Raw genomic sequence first — 19192 nt, forward strand, 5'->3', positions numbered from 1 at the left:
CCTCCGTTAATTATGCTGAATCATAAGGATGTGCGCATAAGTTGTTTTAAAAATGAATGTTTTGCATAAATGCTAAAAAAAAACGTGAAGAATCCATACTGAATTCTGCACGTTAATATTGTAATTCAACTCTCTTAATCCCTGCAACTTTTGCAAACGCCATACACTTCCAATCGGTGGCCGTGTACTTCAAATCCTGTACTAGACTCCGCCTGAAGCTCTACACTTTTCAGTGAAGGATAGCTAAAGTCTTCAATCTTGCCGCATTGATCACAGATAACATGATAATGATCCGTCACATTGGCATCGAAGCGGCTTGAATTATCTCCGTATGTCAATTCCCGGACCATGCCAGCTTCCAGAAACATCTTCAAATTGTTATATACCGTTGCCACGCTCATACTGGGAAATTGGGGTTCAAGGGCTCGGTAAATTTCATCGGCTGTCGGATGCCCCATGGATTCCATCAGATAGTTCAATATGGCATGACGCTGGGGTGTAATACGGACACCGGTCGTTTTCAGATGCTCCAACGCATGTTGGACACGTGTTGCCATAAAACCCACCGCCTTACCTTTCATTCTCTGGTGAAGAGTGATTAACTGTCTCCTCGCACAGAGTTGATTCCCGGCCATGAAGAACGACAATCCATCTTTCATGCCGTGTAATCTTGCCAGTGTATATTTATTGTACGGCGATTACAAGTTTATTGTCAACGCGGCAGTCAAGGAACCTCTGTAGAATCATCCTGGGAATTTGGTCCGTCCTCGGTAGTCTGTTCCAGATTTTCAGCCGTATCTTCAGAATCAGGTAGGACTGTTTCAAGCGTAGATACAGCCGGGTTCCGCTGAATGGTAAGATCGCTATTTCCTTCGATTTTCACCCTATACTCACCTTCGCCCAGCTGCCCTTCTATGGTTTTGTTCTGTACTTTGAAAGGCAGATCGGTACTTAGATCTCCATAACTGCTGGAACCCGCAAGACTGTAGTCTCCGCGATCAGGAAGTAATACGTTAATGGCTCCCACAGCACTGTACACATCCCAGTCTCCCCCGACTTTGGAAGATACGATGTTAATACTGCCATTAAGCGATTGAGCTTTGATACCCAGATTGGCTCCATCCAGCGTAATATTACCGTTACGTGTCTCTGCGGTGAATTCGCCTACGGAGTCTGCAATACTGATACTTCCCACTTGTGTGGTTAGATCGACATCACCGGATACCCCTCGAGCCTTCATGTCTCCACGGTTACTGTCCAGATCTACATTACCAATGGCGTTGGCTACAATGACATCTCCGTTCAAGGTTTTCCCTGAGATATCTCCAACAGCATTGGTAATCCGGATACGTCCGTTACCCGTTTCGGCCAGTATGGTACTAATCGCTTCCGGACGGTTTAATAATATGGCTCCATTGGAAGTTCGAATATCCAGATTAAAACGACGATCATCTGGGATTGTGATAGTAAGATTCATACGTGGCTGCGTTTTTTCATTATCTCCATACGTCTTGCCTGTAGCCTTGATATGAATGACTTTTGTACCATCGGTCTCTACAAAAGAGGCTGCTGCAACCGCCTTTGCCTGTACTTCCGTCGTCTGATCTACCCAGACAACCGTTCGTACCTCAATCTCCTCCGTATCACCCCGTTGCACCGAGATATCTCCGTTGACACCTTCGACTACAAGATCCGACGTATCCATGCGAACAGGTACACGAATCGTGCCCTTATCCTCCATATATCCTGCCGCTTGACTGTAGTCCATGGATGCCGCTCCGAGATTTAGACTTACTCTATTCCATAAGTGCATGTAGTGATCCTGCTCGGTGACGATAAATACGGAAGCCGCCAAAATCAGTGAGGCCAGAATGCCTTTGGCATCGGGTCTGAAACGTACTTTGACTTGTTCATCAGGATTGCTCAGCTTATTCGATTGCACTTTTTTCCTTCTGCGTGTCCAGAGGAACAGCACAATATATTCAACACCTAGAACAACGAGCAAAAATGGCCACCAGTCCACCATCTCATATACATAGTCAGTTCCCCACCGTTTATCCATAATCAACAGCACACCGACCGCTACGATTAAGGCGGCAGCCGTATAGCGGCCAACCCGGACTTTACGGTTCATCACGTTCCCCCCTTGTATCGTTTCGACTACAATTTTTTCTTGTTCAACATGACCCAGAACTCACGCCCAAACAGAAGCAAACCTCCTGCGATCATGAGAACCGCAAACGAATATCCGCCGTACATAGCAAGGATCTCTTGGAACCAGCGCGGTTTACGGAAAAACAGCACCATCAATGATCCTCCCACAATTAAAAGTAATCCAAACGATATTCCTCTCTCCCAGACCATCATTGCATCTCGTATAGAACGTTCGTTGGATAATGGCTTGTCCGCGGTTGCCTGGGTTACGGCTCTACGTCTGCGCATCATGACCCAATCCGCAGATTGCAGTACATCATATACATTGTAAAAGTAAATAACCGGGATACACAAAGCCAGCAGGATAAGCAGTGGCACATTGATCTGTATACCAATGGATGAGAAGTAAAGCACTGCTGACAAATCAAGCAAAACAAGCAGCATAAAGGTCAAACCTCTCATGTACAATCTCAGATAAATATGACCCAAGCCAGGTATAATGGCACTCAGTAATCCCGCAATAAACTTGTGAGTCCGATTCCTGATCGGTTTGCTCTGACCCGTGCTGTTCTTTCTGTTTGATTGACGTCTCCGTTTCATAACATACTCCTCTCTTCTGAACTGACCTTCCGCTCTTCATGCATTTGGTTAGATAGTACCCTAAAGAGCAAGGAGAGTAACTGGAAGAAATATGGATATGACCAAAAACCCTCCGGCACTACTGGCCTGGGGAGGGTTGTAATTCATTTATTCGACCGATACCTTGGTAACGTGTTCCCACTGTCTTAACTTGGATACCAATCCTACCGTTTTGAAATCATGTGGTACCTGAACATGTAACACAATCTCAATTTTACGTTCAACTGAAACCATCTCGGCATATGCCAGGTCTTGTTCATTCACGGTGATTTTACGAATTTTGATCTTCTCCTGTTCCATGCATGAGGACAGTTGCTCTAGAAAACCGGGTTCTGACAAAGTATGAAGTGTAACCACATGCAGTTTGTTCCCTCGTAAATACCTCAACTCTAACTTATTGAAGACCCATAGATTAAGCAATACCAGGACCGTTGATACGATGGAGGCGAAAAAGAATCCCGCACCTGCTGCAAGCCCAATGGCTGCAACAACCCAGATTGAAGCAGCTGTCGTCAGTCCGGTAATGGATTTACCAGTGAAGAGAATTGTTCCTGCTCCCAGGAATCCAACACCCGTAATTACAGCAGTGGCCAGACGTGCTGGATCGATCCTTACATTTAATTCATTAGCAAAATCTTTAAAACCATAAACAGACAACATCATAATTAATGCAGAACCAAGACATACCAGAATATGGGTACGCAAACCGGCCGCATGATTGGACCGTTCCCGCTCCAGGCCTACGAGCCCTCCAAGCAGCATAGCCAGCAATAATCGTAATAAAATGTGCCACTCATCAATGAACCAGGGATCGCCCAATGTCGGTATTCCTCCTCAAGTTGTTCATATTATTAAAGTTTATTCTTGTGAAAAGTCGTTAATTCCACTCCAGGTGCAATCTGTGTGACTTCCACGGGATGAAAACCAAATCTGGTGTACAGATTGACAGCGGGTTGATTCAGCGTTCCTGTGGAGACGATATAACGCGGAAGATCCGCATGCTGTTCCAACACGTACGTCATCAAAGATGCTGCGATTCCCTTGCGAAAGTGATCCGGGTGCACCATCATTCGTGTAATGGTCAGTGTATTCTCCTCTTCCTCCGCTACAGCGACAGCCCCGATAAGTTCTCCGTCATCATGGATACAGCCGTAAAAGCTCTCTCCACAATCCCGTAGTGTCTCCATTGTATCCATCAAAGGAGGAATCTCCTGAAATCCGATGATTTCGGCTTCCAATCGATAAGCCACATGTTGTAGTCTCCATAACTGCCCCAACATCTCCAGATCACTCAATGACAATGGTTGAATGTTCATATCCGATCCCCCGTCCGAAATACATTTGTATCTATCAATACCAAAAAGAGGCTGTCACAGGGACGAGCCTCTTTCTGTCCGGCCTCACCGGAAGGATTAGCGGTTCAGTACATCTGCAAGCAGTTGGTTGGCTAAAGCAGGATTCGCCTTGCCTTTACTTTCTTTCATAACCTGACCAACAAGGAAGCCAATGGCTTTTTGTTTACCGGCTTTATAGTCTTCTACGGATTGAGGGTTATTCGCTACAACCTGCTCAACGATGGCAAGAATGGCGCCTTCATCACTAATCTGCACAAGACCTTTCTCTTCAACGATCTGCTGTGGAAGCTTACCGCTCTCCAGCATTTCCTTGAATACGGTTTTGGCGATTTTGCTGTTAATGGTGCCCTTCTCCAGCAGTCCGATCATCTCGCCCAAACCTTGACCTGTCAGTGGAACCTGAGTCACCTCAAGATTGCTCGTATTCAGGTAACCCAGCAAGTCGCCCATAATCCAGTTGGATACGGATTTGGCATCCTTAGTGAATTTCAAACTATCTTCGAAAAGATCAGCGATAGCCTTGGAAGAAGTAATCACCTCTGCATCATAGCTAGGCAATCCGTAATCAGCTGTGTAACGAGCTTTACGTTCGTCTGGAAGCTCAGGTATGGTAGCCTTGATGCGCTCTTTCCAGGCTGCATCAATATGTAGCTTCACGAGATCCGGGTCCGGGAAATAACGGTAGTCATGCGCCTGTTCCTTACCACGCATCGACAGTGTTTTTCCTTGAGCTTCGTCCCAACGACGCGTCTCCTGAACCACTTCACCGCCATCGTCCAGAATTTCAGCCTGACGATATTGTTCATATTCGAGACCACGTTGAACACCACGGAAGGAGTTCATGTTTTTCAGCTCGGCTCTTGTTCCCAGCTTCTCCTGTCCATGTGGGCGCAAACTGATGTTGGCGTCACAACGCAGTGAACCTTCTTCCATCTTCACGTCCGATACATCACAGTACTGCATGATTGCGCGCAATTTTTCAAGATATGCACGTGCTTCTTCCGGAGAAGAAATCTCAGGTTCGGATACAATCTCCACCAGTGGAGTACCAACACGGTTGAAGTCTACCAATGACGCGTATCCGCCATCGACATGTGTAAGCTTCCCTGCATCTTCCTCCAAGTGAAGACGCGTGATGCCGATTCGTTTCGTCTCGCCGTTCACTTCGATATCAATCCAGCCGTTCTCACCGATCGGCTGATCAAATTGAGAGATTTGATAGGCTTTTGGTGAGTCAGGGTAAAAGTAGTTTTTACGGTCAAACTTGCTGACATCAGCAATCGTACAATTAAGAGCCATCGCTGCCTTCATGGCGTAGTCTACCGCCTGACGATTCAGTACAGGCAGTACGCCTGGATGTCCGAGACAGACCGGGCAGGTATGGGTGTTCGGCGGAGCTCCAAATGCTGTGGAGCAGCCACAGAAAATTTTGGAGTTCGTATGCAACTCCACGTGGACTTCAAGTCCAACGACCGTTTCATATTTAGATGCGGACATTTCTATATTCCTCCGTTCCGGGCAGTCTACAGCTGCGGACGCTGCTTGTGGAATTCTGTATTTTGTTCAAACGCATGCGCTACACGCAATACGGTTGTTTCATCAAAGGCTTTACCGATAATTTGCAGGCCGACAGGCAATCCATCCGAGAATCCACATGGAATACTAACGGCAGGTACACCAGCCAAGTTGACCGGAATCGTCAAAATATCGTTCAGATACATCGTAAGCGGATCATCCACCTGTGAACCGAGTTTGAACGCCGGAGTTGGCGCGGTTGGTCCGATAATCACATCATATTTGGCAAATACATTGTCGAAATCCTGTTTGATCAATGTACGTACTTTCTGTGCTTTCAGATAATAGGCATCATAGTAACCCGAGCTGAGTGCATACGTTCCAAGCATAATACGTCGTTTCACTTCGGGACCAAAGCCTTGACTACGGGACTGATGATACAGATCCAGCAGGTTATCCGGATTGTCTGCACGCACGCCATAACGCACGCCATCAAATCGAGCCAGGTTCGAAGAAGCCTCCGAAGATGCGAGCAGGTAATACGTAGCCACAGCATATTCGGTATGCGGCAGGGATACTTCTTCCCATGTTGCCCCAAGTCCTTCGAGAACTTTCAATGCAGACAGAACGGTCTCTTTTACTTGTGGATCGACGCCTTCACCGATGTATTCCTTCGGAACAGCAATACGAAGTCCTTTAACATCACCTGTCAGTCCGCTCAAATAATCCGGAATCTCCACTTTTGCAGATGTCGAATCTTTCGCGTCATAACCGGCAATGGCTTGCAATACATAAGCAGAATCTTCAACATTTTTCGTCAAAGGTCCAATCTGATCCAAGGATGAGGCAAATGCAACCAAACCAAAGCGGGAAACAAGTCCGTATGTCGGCTTCAATCCAACAACACCACAATACGAAGCAGGTTGTCTGATGGAGCCGCCTGTGTCTGATCCGAGCGTGAAGTATGCTTCTCCCGCAGCCACAGCTGCTGCAGAACCACCGCTGGAGCCTCCTGGAACACGATCAAGTGCCCATGGATTACGTACAGGGGAGAAACTTGAGTTCTCATTGGAGCCACCCATGGCGAATTCGTCCATGTTGAGTTTACCAATAGTCACGGTGTCCGCAGCTTTCAATCTTTCGACAACTGTTGCATCATACACCGGGTCGAAATTACGTAGAAATTGGCTGCCGCACGTCGTACGCAGTCCGTTCGTCACGATGTTATCCTTAATTCCTACAGGCAGGCCGAAAAGCAACCCCTTCTCCTCACCGCTAACCAGACGGTCATCCAGTTGACGTGCACGAGCGCGTGCTTGTTCTTCATCCAGTGCCAAATACGCCTTAACCTTATCGTCATGCGCACCAATATTCTGGTATGCCTGATCCACCAGATCGCTGACCGACAGCTCTTTGGCATGCAGCTTGTTATGTAACTCAGGCAACGATTGTTCAAATAAACTCACAGTGTTTGTCCTCCTTCCGGTTGTCCGTTATTCCATTACAGCAGGCACTTTAAACTGCCCGTCTTCTTCTTCCGGTGCATTGCGCATCACCTGTTCAATCGACAGGCTTTCTTTGGTCTCATCTTCACGCATGACATTGCTTACGTGCAGAACGTGAGTGGTGGGTTCGATGTCTTCCGTATCCAGCTCATTCAGCTTTTCTGCATATTTTAAAATCGCGTTCAGCTGACCTGTCAGGGTCTGTTCTTCTTCAGCAGTCAAGTTGAGTCGGGCCAGCTTGGCCACATGCTGAACGTCATTATTTGAAATACTCATTAGCGGATGCCTCCTTCATTCGTTCTGATTCCCGAAACGACCTGAAACGAATCGCTCGTTTAACGGGCTAAAGTCTCAAGATAACTTTTTTCATTATAGGTGAGATAGTTCGACAATTCAATGCAAATGACCTGACAGTCTTCATGGAAGCTAAAAACGAACTTATAAAATAAAAAAGAGCCGGCATCAGCCGACTCCTCAAAATTCTAAATCCATGCACGCAGATTAACCTGCTTTATAAAATCCGCCTGAGACATAACATCGTTCGCGGTTTCCTCTTCCTCTTCCACAGCTTGAAAATCTCCGTTCATCAAATGATGAAACAGCTTCTCATTGTGTGTCGCAAGGGCGTAATCTATCAACGCTTCTCGCTCGACCCGCTCAGCTTCCTGCTTCAGCAGAACCTCTTCCAGATCGACGTCGCCGGATGGAACAAAGAAGTTCCGATTCACCTGCGGCACTCGAAGCACGTAATCGAACGCATTGTCCGGATTCCGGTCATAAGCGATGATGAAACCATATTCCCCCACAGGAAGATTCTGCTCAAACGCATCCGCGACGATGACAACCTTCTCTCCTAATCGCAGCATCGTCTAACCTCCTGGTAGTCTATCTTAATATTTATTTGTATAGTCTACTAGAAAAGAATAACGATGTCTAGGAATACTAGAATTAAACAACATATTTGTGCAAAATCTTTTTCCTCTCTATTAATACGTGTTCAAAAAGAACAGTACACAGTACCGAAAAGATGGATAAAGCTAGAAATGGAGTAGCGATTTTTTCTAAATAACCTCTATTAAAACAATCATGTTTTCTTTGTGGATCCACCTGGCTTGCGTTGTGATCGAATCACGACAAACCAATATATGATGAGCGGTGTGGGAAATCCAGTGATCCCCCATAATCCCCATAACCAAGGGAAACGTCCACGTCTACGTGCGTCCTGAAAGATCCATGTGCCTTGAACCAAGAGAAAAATGCCAAGCAGTATAAGCCACAATGGAGAAATTTCATCCAATGAATAATGCATTTTATTCATGACGAACCTCCTTCCGGCGCCGTCCTGCCCAGATCACAACTAAAATCACGGCAACAACTGTACCAAAAGCTTGAATACCCAAATATAGAGCTGGAGCAGATACGAGGAATAATGCCCCGAACGTAATGGCTAGCAATCCCACCAACCAGAAACAGATCATCTCGATCCAATGGGCTCGGCGTCTGATCTGTCTTCGTTCTCTGACTTGGGCTTCAAGTGAACCTAATGAAGGTATGTTTGCCGGCTCAAACGCATCATCAAGTACTCTCATGTGTTGCTGCAATCGCTCTACAACCTCTTGTTCCTGTTCATCATCTGATCTGCTCATCCTTATTCCAGCTCCTTTCTTAACTGACGGAGACCGTAGGCTGTTCGTGACTTCACCGTTCCAGAGGGAATACCAAACATTTCGCCAATTTCGTCATATCCGTATCCATAATAATGCTTCAACAGTACTGCCACACGATGTTCAGGTGTCAGCCTTGTCATCGCATCCATGACATCTGTCCATTCTTCATTCCGACTCTCGAGCTGCCAGCGGAATCGACGTACAGCCTGATCACGGATAAGACTAAGCCAGCTCTGCTCTCTCTTCCTGCGTCTTGTCTTGTCGATATATATTCGGGTCGCAATGGTAATCATCCATGATGAAAAGGCAGACGTGCCATCATATCGATGGATATTCTCCATACAACGAACCATCGTATCCTGCACGGTCTCTTCCGCAAGATTCGCGTCCATTGTAACTTTGACAAGATACTTATACACAAACGTGTAGTTACGTTGTAACAAAGCTGCGAGTGCACTATCATCTCCCGATACCGCTCTGCGTACTTCTTCAAGTTCAGCTGCCTTGATCATGGTCATCACCTGCTTCCCGTTCAATCTGGAGTTAATACGACAGGCTCTGCGGAAACGTTCAATGAAATTTTAAAAAAAATCTAACCCGACAATTTCCCGGGCAATCAGACTTGATTCCGGTAATCTTGCAGCTTGTCGAACCACGGTTGCTTGTGGGCTCCATTTCTTAACACACGGCTTGTCCATATATTCTGCTCAGACTTCATCACTTCACCGGTCACGCTAGGGTTATGTATTAAAGTTCGCTTGGTACTAGTTTCTCTTTTCACACTTTCCAATATGCGACGGTTTTCATCCATAATCGAATACTCGACACGCTGTCCCAACGGGATAACTCTTATTTTCTCCACTTTGATATTCCCCACTCTCTCATGATCTATATAAGTTGAACTAAAGATTATTTACACTGACACTACGATGACAGAATAACCTTCCAATCGCTGTTATCCCCAGATTTTTTGATTCCCTCTCTTAAAGGGAAAATCCGGGGAAAGCGTATGCTTACGATGCAGCTTTCTTCCAGAAAGCTTTTAGGCGAACGCTTCGCTTTTTCAGGTTTTTTCTGTCCTTTCCGTTATCTTGTAAATAATTAGTTCAACTTATATACTGTTTTTTTAATTTGTATTTCTAAATCAATCTGTACTTGCTATTAGTCTCAAACTGGCTTTATGAAGCGCATCTTGCATCTCTGTGTAGCGTAAAAAAGGTTGCTAATTCTGTGATAAAAAGGTCTGAAAACAAAAAAAGAACGCAAACCGGGTATAGACCACAGTCTGCGTGCTTCGCGAGGTTGGGTGTTTCTTGGTAATGCTTCAGTTAGATGATGCCTTAACGCTTGTAACAACTAATTGCTATTCTAATGAAAAAGTTGTCACTTGTCCAGACTTTCTTCACATATCATGTCGGATTATCTTGCGGACACGTAAGGATTGTTCTGTTTCTCATAACCAATAGTCGTTTTGGGTCCATGTCCTGGATACACTTTAACCTCATCAGCAAAGGTATACAGCTTGTTCTGAATCGAATCAATCAGATCCCGTTCACGTCCTCCTGTGAGGTCCGTTCTGCCTACACCCATGCGGAACAGTACATCACCGGCAAAGAGATCGTTATCACAAAGCAAACTTACACTGCCTGGTGAATGTCCAGGTGTATGGAACACTTTAAACGTATGTCCAATCAGATTCAGCTTCTGCCCTTCATCCATGGCATATTCAGCAGGATCTGTCGAAAGTGGTGGTGTCGCCTGCGGCCAATTCAAAGATCCATTTAATTTGGGGGTCGTGAGCCAGTCACTCTCCAAGTCATGAAGATAAACGGGACAGCCCTTCAATTTACGGATCTCATCTACCCCGCCCATATGATCAAAGTGAGCATGTGTCAAGAGAATAGCTTCGATCTCCAAATCTTGAATCGCCTTAAGTAGCGGCCCTGGATTCATGCCCGGATCGATAATGACAGCTTTGCCCGGATCATCTCCTTGTAAGAGATACGCATTGGTCTGAAGCGGGCCGAGTGTAAACGTGCGAATGTTAAGCATATCGGCTTAGTAACCCGAAATCAGTTCACGCAGCTCACGGATAATGGCCGCATGTGACTCCGTTCCTTCCCCATAACGTTTACCAATCTCTTGACGCGCTACAGCCAAATTCTCTTGATAATCTGCTGCTTCACGATCTGGATTAAGGCGTTTGAATTCAACCATGACTTCCTGTACATGCTGCGGACGAGGTCCCCACTGACCAAGCACATGACCACCTGTATCTGCAAAAATAACGACTGGCACGGAACGGCCACCCATCGTCAGGAACTCATCCATCACTTCAGGATGGTGCTCCATAATCAGAACTTCAGTTGGGATTCCTGAGATTTCAAGCGCCTGGAATACAACCGGAATATTACGCACAACATCCCCGCACCAGTCAGCAGCCAGAATTAACACACGCAGGTCGTCGCGGTGGTTCAGGCTTTCAAAGAACTCACGATCCTCTTCGTTCGACCAAGTAAAGCTATCATAGTTGGCCTGGAATTCACTTTGGTTCTTGGTCATACTTTCGATAAATTCCTTCGGTGGCAGACCTTTACCGAATTTGTGAGACAAGTTGGGTTTACCCATGACTAGACACTTCCTTTCTTTTTGCGAGCATTCATCCATTTAATAAGTACATAAACGATCATAAGGGCGAGAGCGACAAGCAAAATAGGCATAACATATGGCGCCGCTTTCTCATCAATATGCTTCCATTGATCTCCAAGGATCATCCCTAAATATATAAACAATGCAGTCCAAGGTATAACAGCGAGTGTAGTAAGCAAAACGAATTTACCTACGTGCATTTTTGTGATGCCAGCCGGGATGGAGATGGCATGCCTTACCACTGGAACAAAACGCGCCGTGAAAATGACACCTGCACCATACTTGCGAAACCACTCCTCGGAATGGTCGATGTGTTTTTTCTGGATGAGTATGTATTTACCGAAGCGTTCCAGTACAGGTCTGCCGCCATAACGGCCAATCCAGTAAATAAATAACTGGGCAACCACACCGCCCACCGTACCAAAAATCATAGCACCGAAGAAGTTGATATTACCTTGTGAAACGAGAAACCCTCCATACGCCAGCACAATTTCGCTCGGAATAACTTCTAACATTAATCCAAGCATGATTCCAAAGTACCCGAGACTTTGAATCCAATCGAACAATTGGCCGACAAGGTTATGAATAAAGTCCATCTCAACCCTCTTTCTCCATCCTGATTGGCGGTGCCCCTCCGCACCATGGATGTTCGTCCCTATTTTATCACAGGCCTGTATACGTTGCTACTTCAAGAGGTTGGGATAGTGTCCCGTTCGCAGCACTCCGCATATGGTATGGGGAGAGGAGCGTGAGAAGATGTCACACAAGTCAATACCCGGTTCTCCGCCGGTCAAACATACGCACTCCGGTCAAAATCTTCCTTCCGCCAGGGGAATTCGCAGGGCATGCAGCAAGGAATTGTACCGGACAGCCAAAAGGCTAAAGGTATATGTCTCTCCCGAACGGATGAAGCAGGCGGAAGAATATTATTACAGTAAGGTGATTGCGAATCTGATCTGGATTGGGGAAAATCGCGACAACCGCAAGAAATTATGTGAGTGGTGGAACACGGATGTCAGTGCAGAAATTGCCGCGCTGTGGGAAGTAGAGGTTGAACCATTAAAAGATGCGTTTCAGCATGCATTTGGCGGATATCGCCTGTAGAAATGCAGGAATAAAAAACTTCTCTTATAGGTGGAGTCAGGAGATGTCTACTGGGTTAGGGGTACGGTTACGGTTGGAACGGAGCATGGAGCCAATGAACACCACGGAGTGTGAACAACCTTGGAGTATGAGCCTTAACAGGGAGTGCAACAAAGCTGAGAATATGAGCCTAATAGAGAGTGCGAACATAAATAGTGGGTTTGAACAACGCTGGGAGTTTGAACAACGCTTAGTGCATGAACAGGAACAGCGAGTGTGAACATAAACGATGCTGTGAAAAAAGCTGGCAGTATCTTTACATGTTCATGCTCATGCTTATGCTCAAGCCCACGAGCGGTAACCAATCTGAGGCGCCTTATTCAAGGATTTGAAACACTCTCAGAAATTTAAGGAATCTGAAACATGTTATATCGGAATTTTCGGCCTATTATAGGGTATCTGTCAGGGGAGTTGTGGAAATAACGTGTCTGAAGTTCTTTACAATTTAAAAGGAGCAGCTAAAGGCCAAATAAGACGTCCTGTGTTCCTTAGAGAAACGTATACCATCCCCGCGAGGCAGCCAGTTTAGATTTCAAAATTTACAGATTTTAGAGACTTTAGAGACGCTGACATCCATTGTTATATCGCTCGGGTCAGCGTCACTATTCACCAGTGAGTCAAGGGCTACGCTTGGTCAACTCTGGAGAAAATGGAGGAGAAGAAGCCCCCGCAAGCCTGCGCAGGTTCTCTCCATAGCCTGGAGCATGTTCTTCCAGTACAAAATGGCGATCATTGCGATCACCCCCTGCTTTCACTTCCTCAGCCAGCAGTTGATACCGTTCATACATCTGTACACCAGCGGCGGCAGTCTCTCGGGCTCGTTCTCTATATCCTGCCTTCCATTCCCGCCGCGCTGCCTGTTCCATCCAATACAAAGCGACGGATTGACCATTGCCATCATACCGGTTCAATGCTATCGCTTGTTCAAAATATGTTCCAGCCTGCTGCCCTTTGCCGAATTGGGCAGCCAATCGTCCCAATTCGATGTAACTCTGAGGCTGCATCGGGGAAAGGGACAAGCTGTTCAGAAGTAGTGATGTTGCTTCTTGCCCCGGGAGAGATCGTGCAAGCGTTATTATGATGTCGGTTCGATTCGGATTTGATTGAAAAGCAGCCATAAGATGCATCTTGTGTGCTGAAGTTCCCTCCGGTTCAGTCATCGCCTGACGGTACTGCAATTCTGCTACGGCGAAGCGGGAGGTCAGCCACATTGTTCCACCAAGCCAGAAAAGGATGATCATCACTGCGGATGCCCTTATTAACCGAGCAGTCACTCGCTGAAGTATATGAAAGAAGGTACGCATAGGGATAGTTGATTTGCTGAATTGAGTTGATAAATATCGGATAAGACGAGCTCTGGCTCTGGCTCTGAACTTGAATCTGGATCTGGATTCGGATATGGATTCAGATCTGAAAGGTGTGTATTCCGCAGTTCCACCCAATTGCTTGCCTTCCACTGCTTCGGTCTTCAATGCGGATGCCCATGAACCAAGCCAAATAAAGAGCATCCAGAATAAGGTGAAGCTCCAGTCGAAGTCCATCGCCCCATGCAGGCCAAAAACAAGCACGGCTGGCATAAGCTGCGGTGCAAAATAAAAGGTGCTTCGCAGGGTGAGGAGAAACCACCCTGCGACAAGCAGGATGCCGATCATGCCCGTGTCCAGGGCGAGATCAAGCAAGCCGTTGTGGACCTCGCCTCCGACATATGGCGAGGATTGAATGGCGCGGAACATGTTGCGCCATGTGTCTCCCCCGTGGCCAAGCCATGCGGCCTCGGTCCACAGCTGGAGGGCATCCCGCCACATCTGCAGGCGGGATACCCCCGTGCCGACACCTGCCGCTAGGCGATCGGCGGTGGAGGCCACGGCCATCAGTGCGGCGGTGGCTTCCGCCAGCACGATGGCCGTCAGGGCAGCGGCGCGCGGAGCCTTGGCGGCGCCGCTGTGCCATAGGCGGCACAGCAGCAGCGTGCCGAGCAGCGCAGCTGCCCATGCCCCGGCCAGTGCCAGCAGGCCGGGCACGGGTGCAGGCGCCAGCTGGGCAGCAGCCAGCTGGCGGTACAGCCAGGCCGCGCACGCTAGTGGCGCGGCCATGGCCAGCAGCAGCGGCAGGCGGGCACCGCGCCGCTGCACAGCAAAGGCGGCGACCGCGGCGCAGCCGGTCGCCAGCCAAGCGCCGCGCGACTCGCTCAGCAGGAGCGCGGCTTGCGCGGGCATGAGCGGCAGCACTGCCGCGATGAGTCGCCCGGCCGGCACAGGCCGGGCCAAGACTCGCGCGGCGGCCGACAGCCGCTCCAATGCGTACATGCCAACAAGGGCACCGTACGCATTAGGGTACTGCAATAATCCGCCGAGCCGTGCTCCGGCGGAGCTGATCTCGGGGTCAGCAGTCCGCATTACCCCGAAGGGCAGCGGCAATACTCCGCACACGGCAAGAATGCCGCTTAGCACAAGCAAGCCGCCGGCCATCTGCCAACCGCAAGCCAACCAACGCGCACCATCCGTGCGCGCAGCCAGTATTGCGGTGAGCAGCGTGAACAGCGCAAGCAGGCTCCAACGCAGCATTTCATCCATACTGCCCTGTCTACTCACCGAGCCTGTCCATGCGTGTAGCCCAAAACATGTCATCATCGCTAGCGGCAACAATACCCGCCAAATCTCCGGCAATCGAAATATTTTCTCAACCATTGGTTCCATGTTCCCCTGCCGCTGTACCAATGACATGGGTATCCGTTCACTCGCCTTCTGCGGACGAAAGACTGTAAGAAATAGCACTATCACAATCATAATCAAAGTGCTTCCTGCTGCGATCAGATTAACAGGGTACAGATCCACTGAATAATACAGTCCCCGACTCAGACATCCTGCGAGCAGCAAGACAATGGAGAGTATGCCCACTGACCAAGTCCATCCCGACCCTGAATAATGTTCACATCTCAAACTTCGAGAAGAACTGCCTGACCCCTCCGTTTGCATAACTCTATTTGTATGATATGTAGCATCTTTTTTATACATATCATCTTCGTTGTATGTATCTTCCCTATTATATGTACTGTCTCTACAGATCCTACTGCCTCTACCGTCCCTACTGCCCCCATTATCTATATCCCTGTTATCTACATATTCTTTATCATTTGCGTGGTGAATCCCCTCAAACGCCCGTTCCATAAGTTCCTCTCTCGCCGCATACCCTCGTTTATACCTTACAATTCCCTTATCTATCGCCCTATTCTTCATCCTTATCCACCCTCCTTCCTTCCAGCGCTCGATACGCATAACAAAAAGACAGAAGATCCCGATAAGGGGTCCTTCTGTCTGATACATAACTGACAGTTATGGTGTTGCCTGCTACAACGTATGTGCATAATATTGAAATTTACATTCAAGGACCCTAATTGCAGTATGTCCCTGGATTGGCATCGGCACACTTAGCAAATGTCACAATTCGTGGAATCCTGGACGGTTTCTTTGTTCGATTTTGATTTCCCAATAACCTGCTTGCCATCATCAGGGAGCAAATCCGAACAAGCCCGCTCCAAATATGGATCGGCATGAATGAAATCACGGAAAGCCGTATATTCGTTCCACATCTCTGACACTTCACCCGCCTGACCGCGAACAGCACGTATCAATATGTTTTTAGGTGTATTCTCCATATCGATGAATTCAAGTAATTGTGTCTTGTATCCCATTAGATCAAGCAATTTGGCACGAATTCCATCCGTAGCCAGTGCGGAGAAACGTTCCTTGAGGATGCCATGGGACAACAATGGATTCATCACGGAAGCCTCTACTTGGTCGAACAGTTCATGCTGACAGCAAGGAACAGACAGAATAACAGAAGCCCCCCATCGAACCGCTTTCTCCAAAGCAGCATCGGTAGCTGTATCACAGGCATGCAGTGTTACAACCATATCCACTTCATTCAATTCATCGTAGTCCGCGATGTCTCCAACCAGAAACTTCAGATCACCATAGTGCAATCGATTAGCTAGATCATTACAGTGTTCAATGACATCTGCCTTCAAGTCCAACCCAATAATTTGTAGTGAACGCCGTTGTTGTACAGACAGATAGTGATATAACGCAAAAGTCAGATAAGACTTGCCACAACCAAAATCAACAATGGTAAGTGGACGTCCCTCCGGCAGATGTGGAATGACATCCTGCACCATTTCGAGGAAACGGTTAATCTGTCTGAACTTGTCATACTTGCGGGCCAACACACGACCTTCTTCGTTCATAATGCCAAGTTCAACAAGGAACGATACGGGTACTCCCTCTTCCAATACATATTGCTTCTTGCGATTATGCGACAGATCCACCGCAGTTTTGGAAGCCGATTTAGTCAGAATCGATACTTTATATTTTTTGCTGATCAAAATTTGATAGTCTGCCTCAGTCGTACAGAGCAGGCCTTGACGAAACGTCTCTTCGCATAGCAAAGTCATACGCTCTGCCGCTTCAGCCGGAGTCAAATTCTCGTGCAGCACTTTGTTGTTATAATGAAATGCAAATTGATAATGCAGCTGATTCTTCAGTGTCACCGGCTTGACTTGCACTTTGGTATACGAGACATTGTCCCGTCTGCGCAGCTGGCTCCAGGTCGCTGTAATCAGCGAATTCTGTTCAAAGATGTCTTGTATAAGCTTTCGCAATGAATCCACGGGGTACATCTCACTTTCGGTTTGGTTTGGTCAACCGTTACCATACCACACTTCCGTTCCCTCTCCAAGTGAAGGCAGGTAACAAGCCTTGATGCACAATTCATATTTATGAGTTCATCTCTTGACGATTTAGTTCGGCTAACCCCTCTTCAACTTCGTTGCGCGGCAAACCGCCTTGCTCCAATTGTTCATCCGTGAGTTGGCTCAACCTTTTATAGAACGACTGTGCATCATCTTGGTAGCTTACAGGGAATTCCGGACCAAGCTGGAGCAACCTGTACCAACTGTTCTCTGCCTGGTCGTAATGTCCCTGTTGCTCACGATACAGGGCAAGCTGTCTTTCGGTCCGGGCAGGGAGCTCATATTCTTTGGTAAGTCCCAATACACCCTCCACCCGTTGCGGTGCATCTAATAACTGGGGATTAGCGCCATGATTCAATGCATACAGGTAAAAATGAAGTGATCTCATCAATCGGATGACAGCCTCATCCTCTGCGTCCATTCTCTCCTGATCCTCTATCCCTTCCACTTTGGCCTTCTCTTGATATATATAGGCTTCTTCTTCAATCAGCCTGGCGGCGTGCTGCAGATTGTCCACTTCAATCATCCCGCGAAAACGGAACATTTCAATAACATCCTCAGCTGGTAACGAGTTCAGCAAAGACAAGTTTAGCCCAAACTGCCTGCGCATCAGCTCATCCAGTTCAGACAATGCCTCGGTGTGCTTACGTTGCTGTTTGAGCGTGAACACTTTACCTATTGCTTCAGTCATTTCCTCCATCATGCGGAGCAGATAATCTTTTCTGAACATGCTGTATGCCCCCTCATCATTCGACCTTATCCATTCAATCGCTCTCCTAACGTCCTATTGTAGTTATTTTAATTCATGCCATGACAAAAAGCCAAAAACAAGACGCATGTCTTTACTCTGGCCATGGAAGTGACAAAAACCCCTGCTTATCCCAAAAAGGACGTTGCAGGGGTTCAAATGATATGGGAACCGATAATTCTCCAAAAGGAATCAACACTATTCAGGAACCCAACTATATTTTAATGAAATCAACATAAATCACTTCATTGATTACTTCGATAATCCAGACATAAATTGCTTAATGACCTGAATTAATTCTTCAGGAGCTTCATACATGCTCATATGACCCGCACCCGGGATAACAGCTTGCACGATATACGGCTTGTCACTTGTAAATGTACGTTCTGGCGGAATAACAGCATCCTTCTCTCCTGCTACCAGCAATACAGGTAAAGGAGTGGCGGATAGTACATCGCGGCGATCCGGGCGTTCACGCATAGCAAGAGCAGCACCAACAGCACCTTGAGGCGCGGTCTGGTAACCAATTTCCTTCACGCGTGTTACGTGCGTGGATAACGACTCAACATGTTCCGGTGCAAATAAGCCAGGAACCAGTCCATCTACAAAATTCACGATACCTTCCGTTTGGATGGTGGAGACGGCACGAAGGCGTTTCTCTTTGGCTTCTTCACTGTCCGGGTAGGCTGTGGAATGAATCAGGCCAAATGCATTCAAACGCTCAGGGTGACGTTGTGCGATCGAGAGCGCAATATATCCCCCCATCGAGTGTCCCAGAAGGACAGCCTTTTCCACGTTCAACTCGTCCATCAACTGTAATACATCGTTGCCCATCTGTTCGATGGTATAACTTCCTACAGGTGCATCTGTTTTCCCGTGTCCACGCAGATCAGGTACGATACAGCGATAGCTGCGTGCCAGTTCAGGTACGACCTCATCCCAATACGATGAACTGCCACAGTATCCGTGGAGCAAAATGAGTGCTTCTCCCTTACCTTGTTCGGCATAACAAATCGTCGTTCCATCACACATCACTTTTTCCATATGAATCCCTCTCTCTGCGCGAATTA

General features: G+C 47.3%; 21 protein-coding genes. 1 reads left to right on the forward strand and 20 read right to left on the reverse strand.

The features are described 5' to 3' along the window. Nucleotides 1–134: 134 nt before the first annotated feature. The 16 genes from perR to MKZ12_RS25300 form a co-directional block, all read right to left on the reverse strand. On the reverse strand, nucleotides 135–557 hold the full coding sequence (gene perR, locus MKZ12_RS25225) for a peroxide-responsive transcriptional repressor PerR (protein WP_026081471.1): 423 nt from the start codon (nucleotides 555–557) through the stop codon (nucleotides 135–137). A 167-nt stretch (nucleotides 558–724) separates the two neighbouring features. Beyond that, nucleotides 725–2134: a DUF4097 family beta strand repeat-containing protein gene (locus MKZ12_RS25230; protein WP_339257382.1), complete on the reverse strand. Its 1410-nt coding sequence runs from the start codon at nucleotides 2132–2134 to the stop codon at nucleotides 725–727. Nucleotides 2135–2160: 26 nt separating this feature from the next. After that, complete coding sequence (locus MKZ12_RS25235; RefSeq protein ID WP_339237670.1) at nucleotides 2161–2754, reverse strand: hypothetical protein; 594 nt, start codon at nucleotides 2752–2754, stop codon at nucleotides 2161–2163. A gap of 147 nt (nucleotides 2755–2901) precedes the next feature. Beyond that, nucleotides 2902–3612 carry an MgtC/SapB family protein gene (locus tag MKZ12_RS25240; protein ID WP_339237672.1) on the reverse strand — a complete coding sequence of 237 codons (711 nt, stop codon included), beginning with the start codon at nucleotides 3610–3612 and terminating at the stop codon, nucleotides 2902–2904. 32 nt (nucleotides 3613–3644) lie between these two features. After that, the gene (locus tag MKZ12_RS25245; RefSeq protein WP_339237674.1) at nucleotides 3645–4109 is read right to left on the reverse strand and encodes a GNAT family N-acetyltransferase; all 465 of its coding nucleotides are present in this window, start codon (nucleotides 4107–4109) and stop codon (nucleotides 3645–3647) included. A gap of 96 nt (nucleotides 4110–4205) precedes the next feature. Then, entirely contained in the window at nucleotides 4206–5645 is a 1440-nt protein-coding gene (gatB, locus tag MKZ12_RS25250) for an Asp-tRNA(Asn)/Glu-tRNA(Gln) amidotransferase subunit GatB (RefSeq protein ID WP_339257384.1), read from the reverse strand. Between the two features lie 26 nt (nucleotides 5646–5671). After that, nucleotides 5672–7129 carry an Asp-tRNA(Asn)/Glu-tRNA(Gln) amidotransferase subunit GatA gene (gene gatA / locus MKZ12_RS25255; protein WP_339257386.1) on the reverse strand — a complete coding sequence of 486 codons (1458 nt, stop codon included), beginning with the start codon at nucleotides 7127–7129 and terminating at the stop codon, nucleotides 5672–5674. Nucleotides 7130–7156: 27 nt separating this feature from the next. Beyond that, nucleotides 7157–7444 (reverse strand): Asp-tRNA(Asn)/Glu-tRNA(Gln) amidotransferase subunit GatC, encoded by a 288-nt coding sequence (gatC, locus tag MKZ12_RS25260; protein ID WP_036607033.1) that lies wholly within the window; start codon nucleotides 7442–7444, stop codon nucleotides 7157–7159. Between the two features lie 206 nt (nucleotides 7445–7650). After that, nucleotides 7651–8034 (reverse strand): hypothetical protein, encoded by a 384-nt coding sequence (locus MKZ12_RS25265; RefSeq protein ID WP_024631336.1) that lies wholly within the window; start codon nucleotides 8032–8034, stop codon nucleotides 7651–7653. A gap of 218 nt (nucleotides 8035–8252) precedes the next feature. Beyond that, nucleotides 8253–8486, reverse strand: a complete 234-nt coding sequence (locus tag MKZ12_RS25270; RefSeq protein ID WP_339237677.1) for a sigmaY antisigma factor component — start codon at nucleotides 8484–8486, stop codon at nucleotides 8253–8255. Continuing rightward, a complete protein-coding gene (locus tag MKZ12_RS25275; protein ID WP_339237679.1) occupies nucleotides 8479–8814 on the reverse strand; it encodes a YxlC family protein in 336 nt (111 codons plus the stop codon). The genes MKZ12_RS25270 and MKZ12_RS25275 overlap by 8 nt, the downstream gene beginning before the upstream one ends. Nucleotides 8815–8816: 2 nt before the next feature. After that, on the reverse strand, nucleotides 8817–9353 hold the full coding sequence (gene sigY, locus MKZ12_RS25280) for an RNA polymerase sigma factor SigY (RefSeq protein WP_339257388.1): 537 nt from the start codon (nucleotides 9351–9353) through the stop codon (nucleotides 8817–8819). 98 nt (nucleotides 9354–9451) lie between these two features. Next, on the reverse strand, nucleotides 9452–9697 hold the full coding sequence (locus tag MKZ12_RS25285; protein WP_339257390.1) for a hypothetical protein: 246 nt from the start codon (nucleotides 9695–9697) through the stop codon (nucleotides 9452–9454). Nucleotides 9698–10254: 557 nt separating this feature from the next. Next, nucleotides 10255–10887 carry an MBL fold metallo-hydrolase gene (locus MKZ12_RS25290; RefSeq protein ID WP_036607016.1) on the reverse strand — a complete coding sequence of 211 codons (633 nt, stop codon included), beginning with the start codon at nucleotides 10885–10887 and terminating at the stop codon, nucleotides 10255–10257. 6 nt (nucleotides 10888–10893) lie between these two features. Continuing rightward, a complete protein-coding gene (locus tag MKZ12_RS25295; RefSeq protein ID WP_339237689.1) occupies nucleotides 10894–11463 on the reverse strand; it encodes a thioredoxin family protein in 570 nt (189 codons plus the stop codon). A 2-nt stretch (nucleotides 11464–11465) separates the two neighbouring features. Continuing rightward, nucleotides 11466–12080, reverse strand: a complete 615-nt coding sequence (locus tag MKZ12_RS25300) for a DedA family protein (RefSeq protein WP_339257392.1) — start codon at nucleotides 12078–12080, stop codon at nucleotides 11466–11468. A 160-nt stretch (nucleotides 12081–12240) separates the two neighbouring features. On the opposite strand from MKZ12_RS25300, the gene MKZ12_RS25305 reads away from it, so the two are divergent. Beyond that, nucleotides 12241–12588 carry a dehydrogenase gene (locus MKZ12_RS25305; RefSeq protein WP_339257394.1) on the forward strand — a complete coding sequence of 116 codons (348 nt, stop codon included), beginning with the start codon at nucleotides 12241–12243 and terminating at the stop codon, nucleotides 12586–12588. 656 nt (nucleotides 12589–13244) lie between these two features. On the opposite strand, the gene MKZ12_RS25310 is transcribed toward MKZ12_RS25305, so the two are convergent. From MKZ12_RS25310 to MKZ12_RS25325, 4 genes are all read right to left on the reverse strand, one after another. Continuing rightward, the gene (locus MKZ12_RS25310; RefSeq protein WP_339257396.1) at nucleotides 13245–15863 is read right to left on the reverse strand and encodes an O-antigen ligase family protein; all 2619 of its coding nucleotides are present in this window, start codon (nucleotides 15861–15863) and stop codon (nucleotides 13245–13247) included. Between the two features lie 191 nt (nucleotides 15864–16054). Further along, complete coding sequence (locus tag MKZ12_RS25315) at nucleotides 16055–17302, reverse strand: SAM-dependent methyltransferase (RefSeq protein ID WP_339257398.1); 1248 nt, start codon at nucleotides 17300–17302, stop codon at nucleotides 16055–16057. A 97-nt stretch (nucleotides 17303–17399) separates the two neighbouring features. Beyond that, nucleotides 17400–18104, reverse strand: a complete 705-nt coding sequence (locus tag MKZ12_RS25320) for a DUF6483 family protein (RefSeq protein ID WP_339237701.1) — start codon at nucleotides 18102–18104, stop codon at nucleotides 17400–17402. 270 nt (nucleotides 18105–18374) lie between these two features. Beyond that, nucleotides 18375–19166, reverse strand: coding sequence for an alpha/beta hydrolase (locus MKZ12_RS25325; RefSeq protein WP_339257400.1), 792 nt, complete (start codon nucleotides 19164–19166; stop codon nucleotides 18375–18377). Nucleotides 19167–19192 lie beyond the last annotated feature (26 nt).

It is taken from the genome of Paenibacillus sp. FSL R5-0713 (genome assembly GCF_037973325.1).
In the GTDB taxonomy this organism is placed as follows: domain Bacteria; phylum Bacillota; class Bacilli; order Paenibacillales; family Paenibacillaceae; genus Paenibacillus.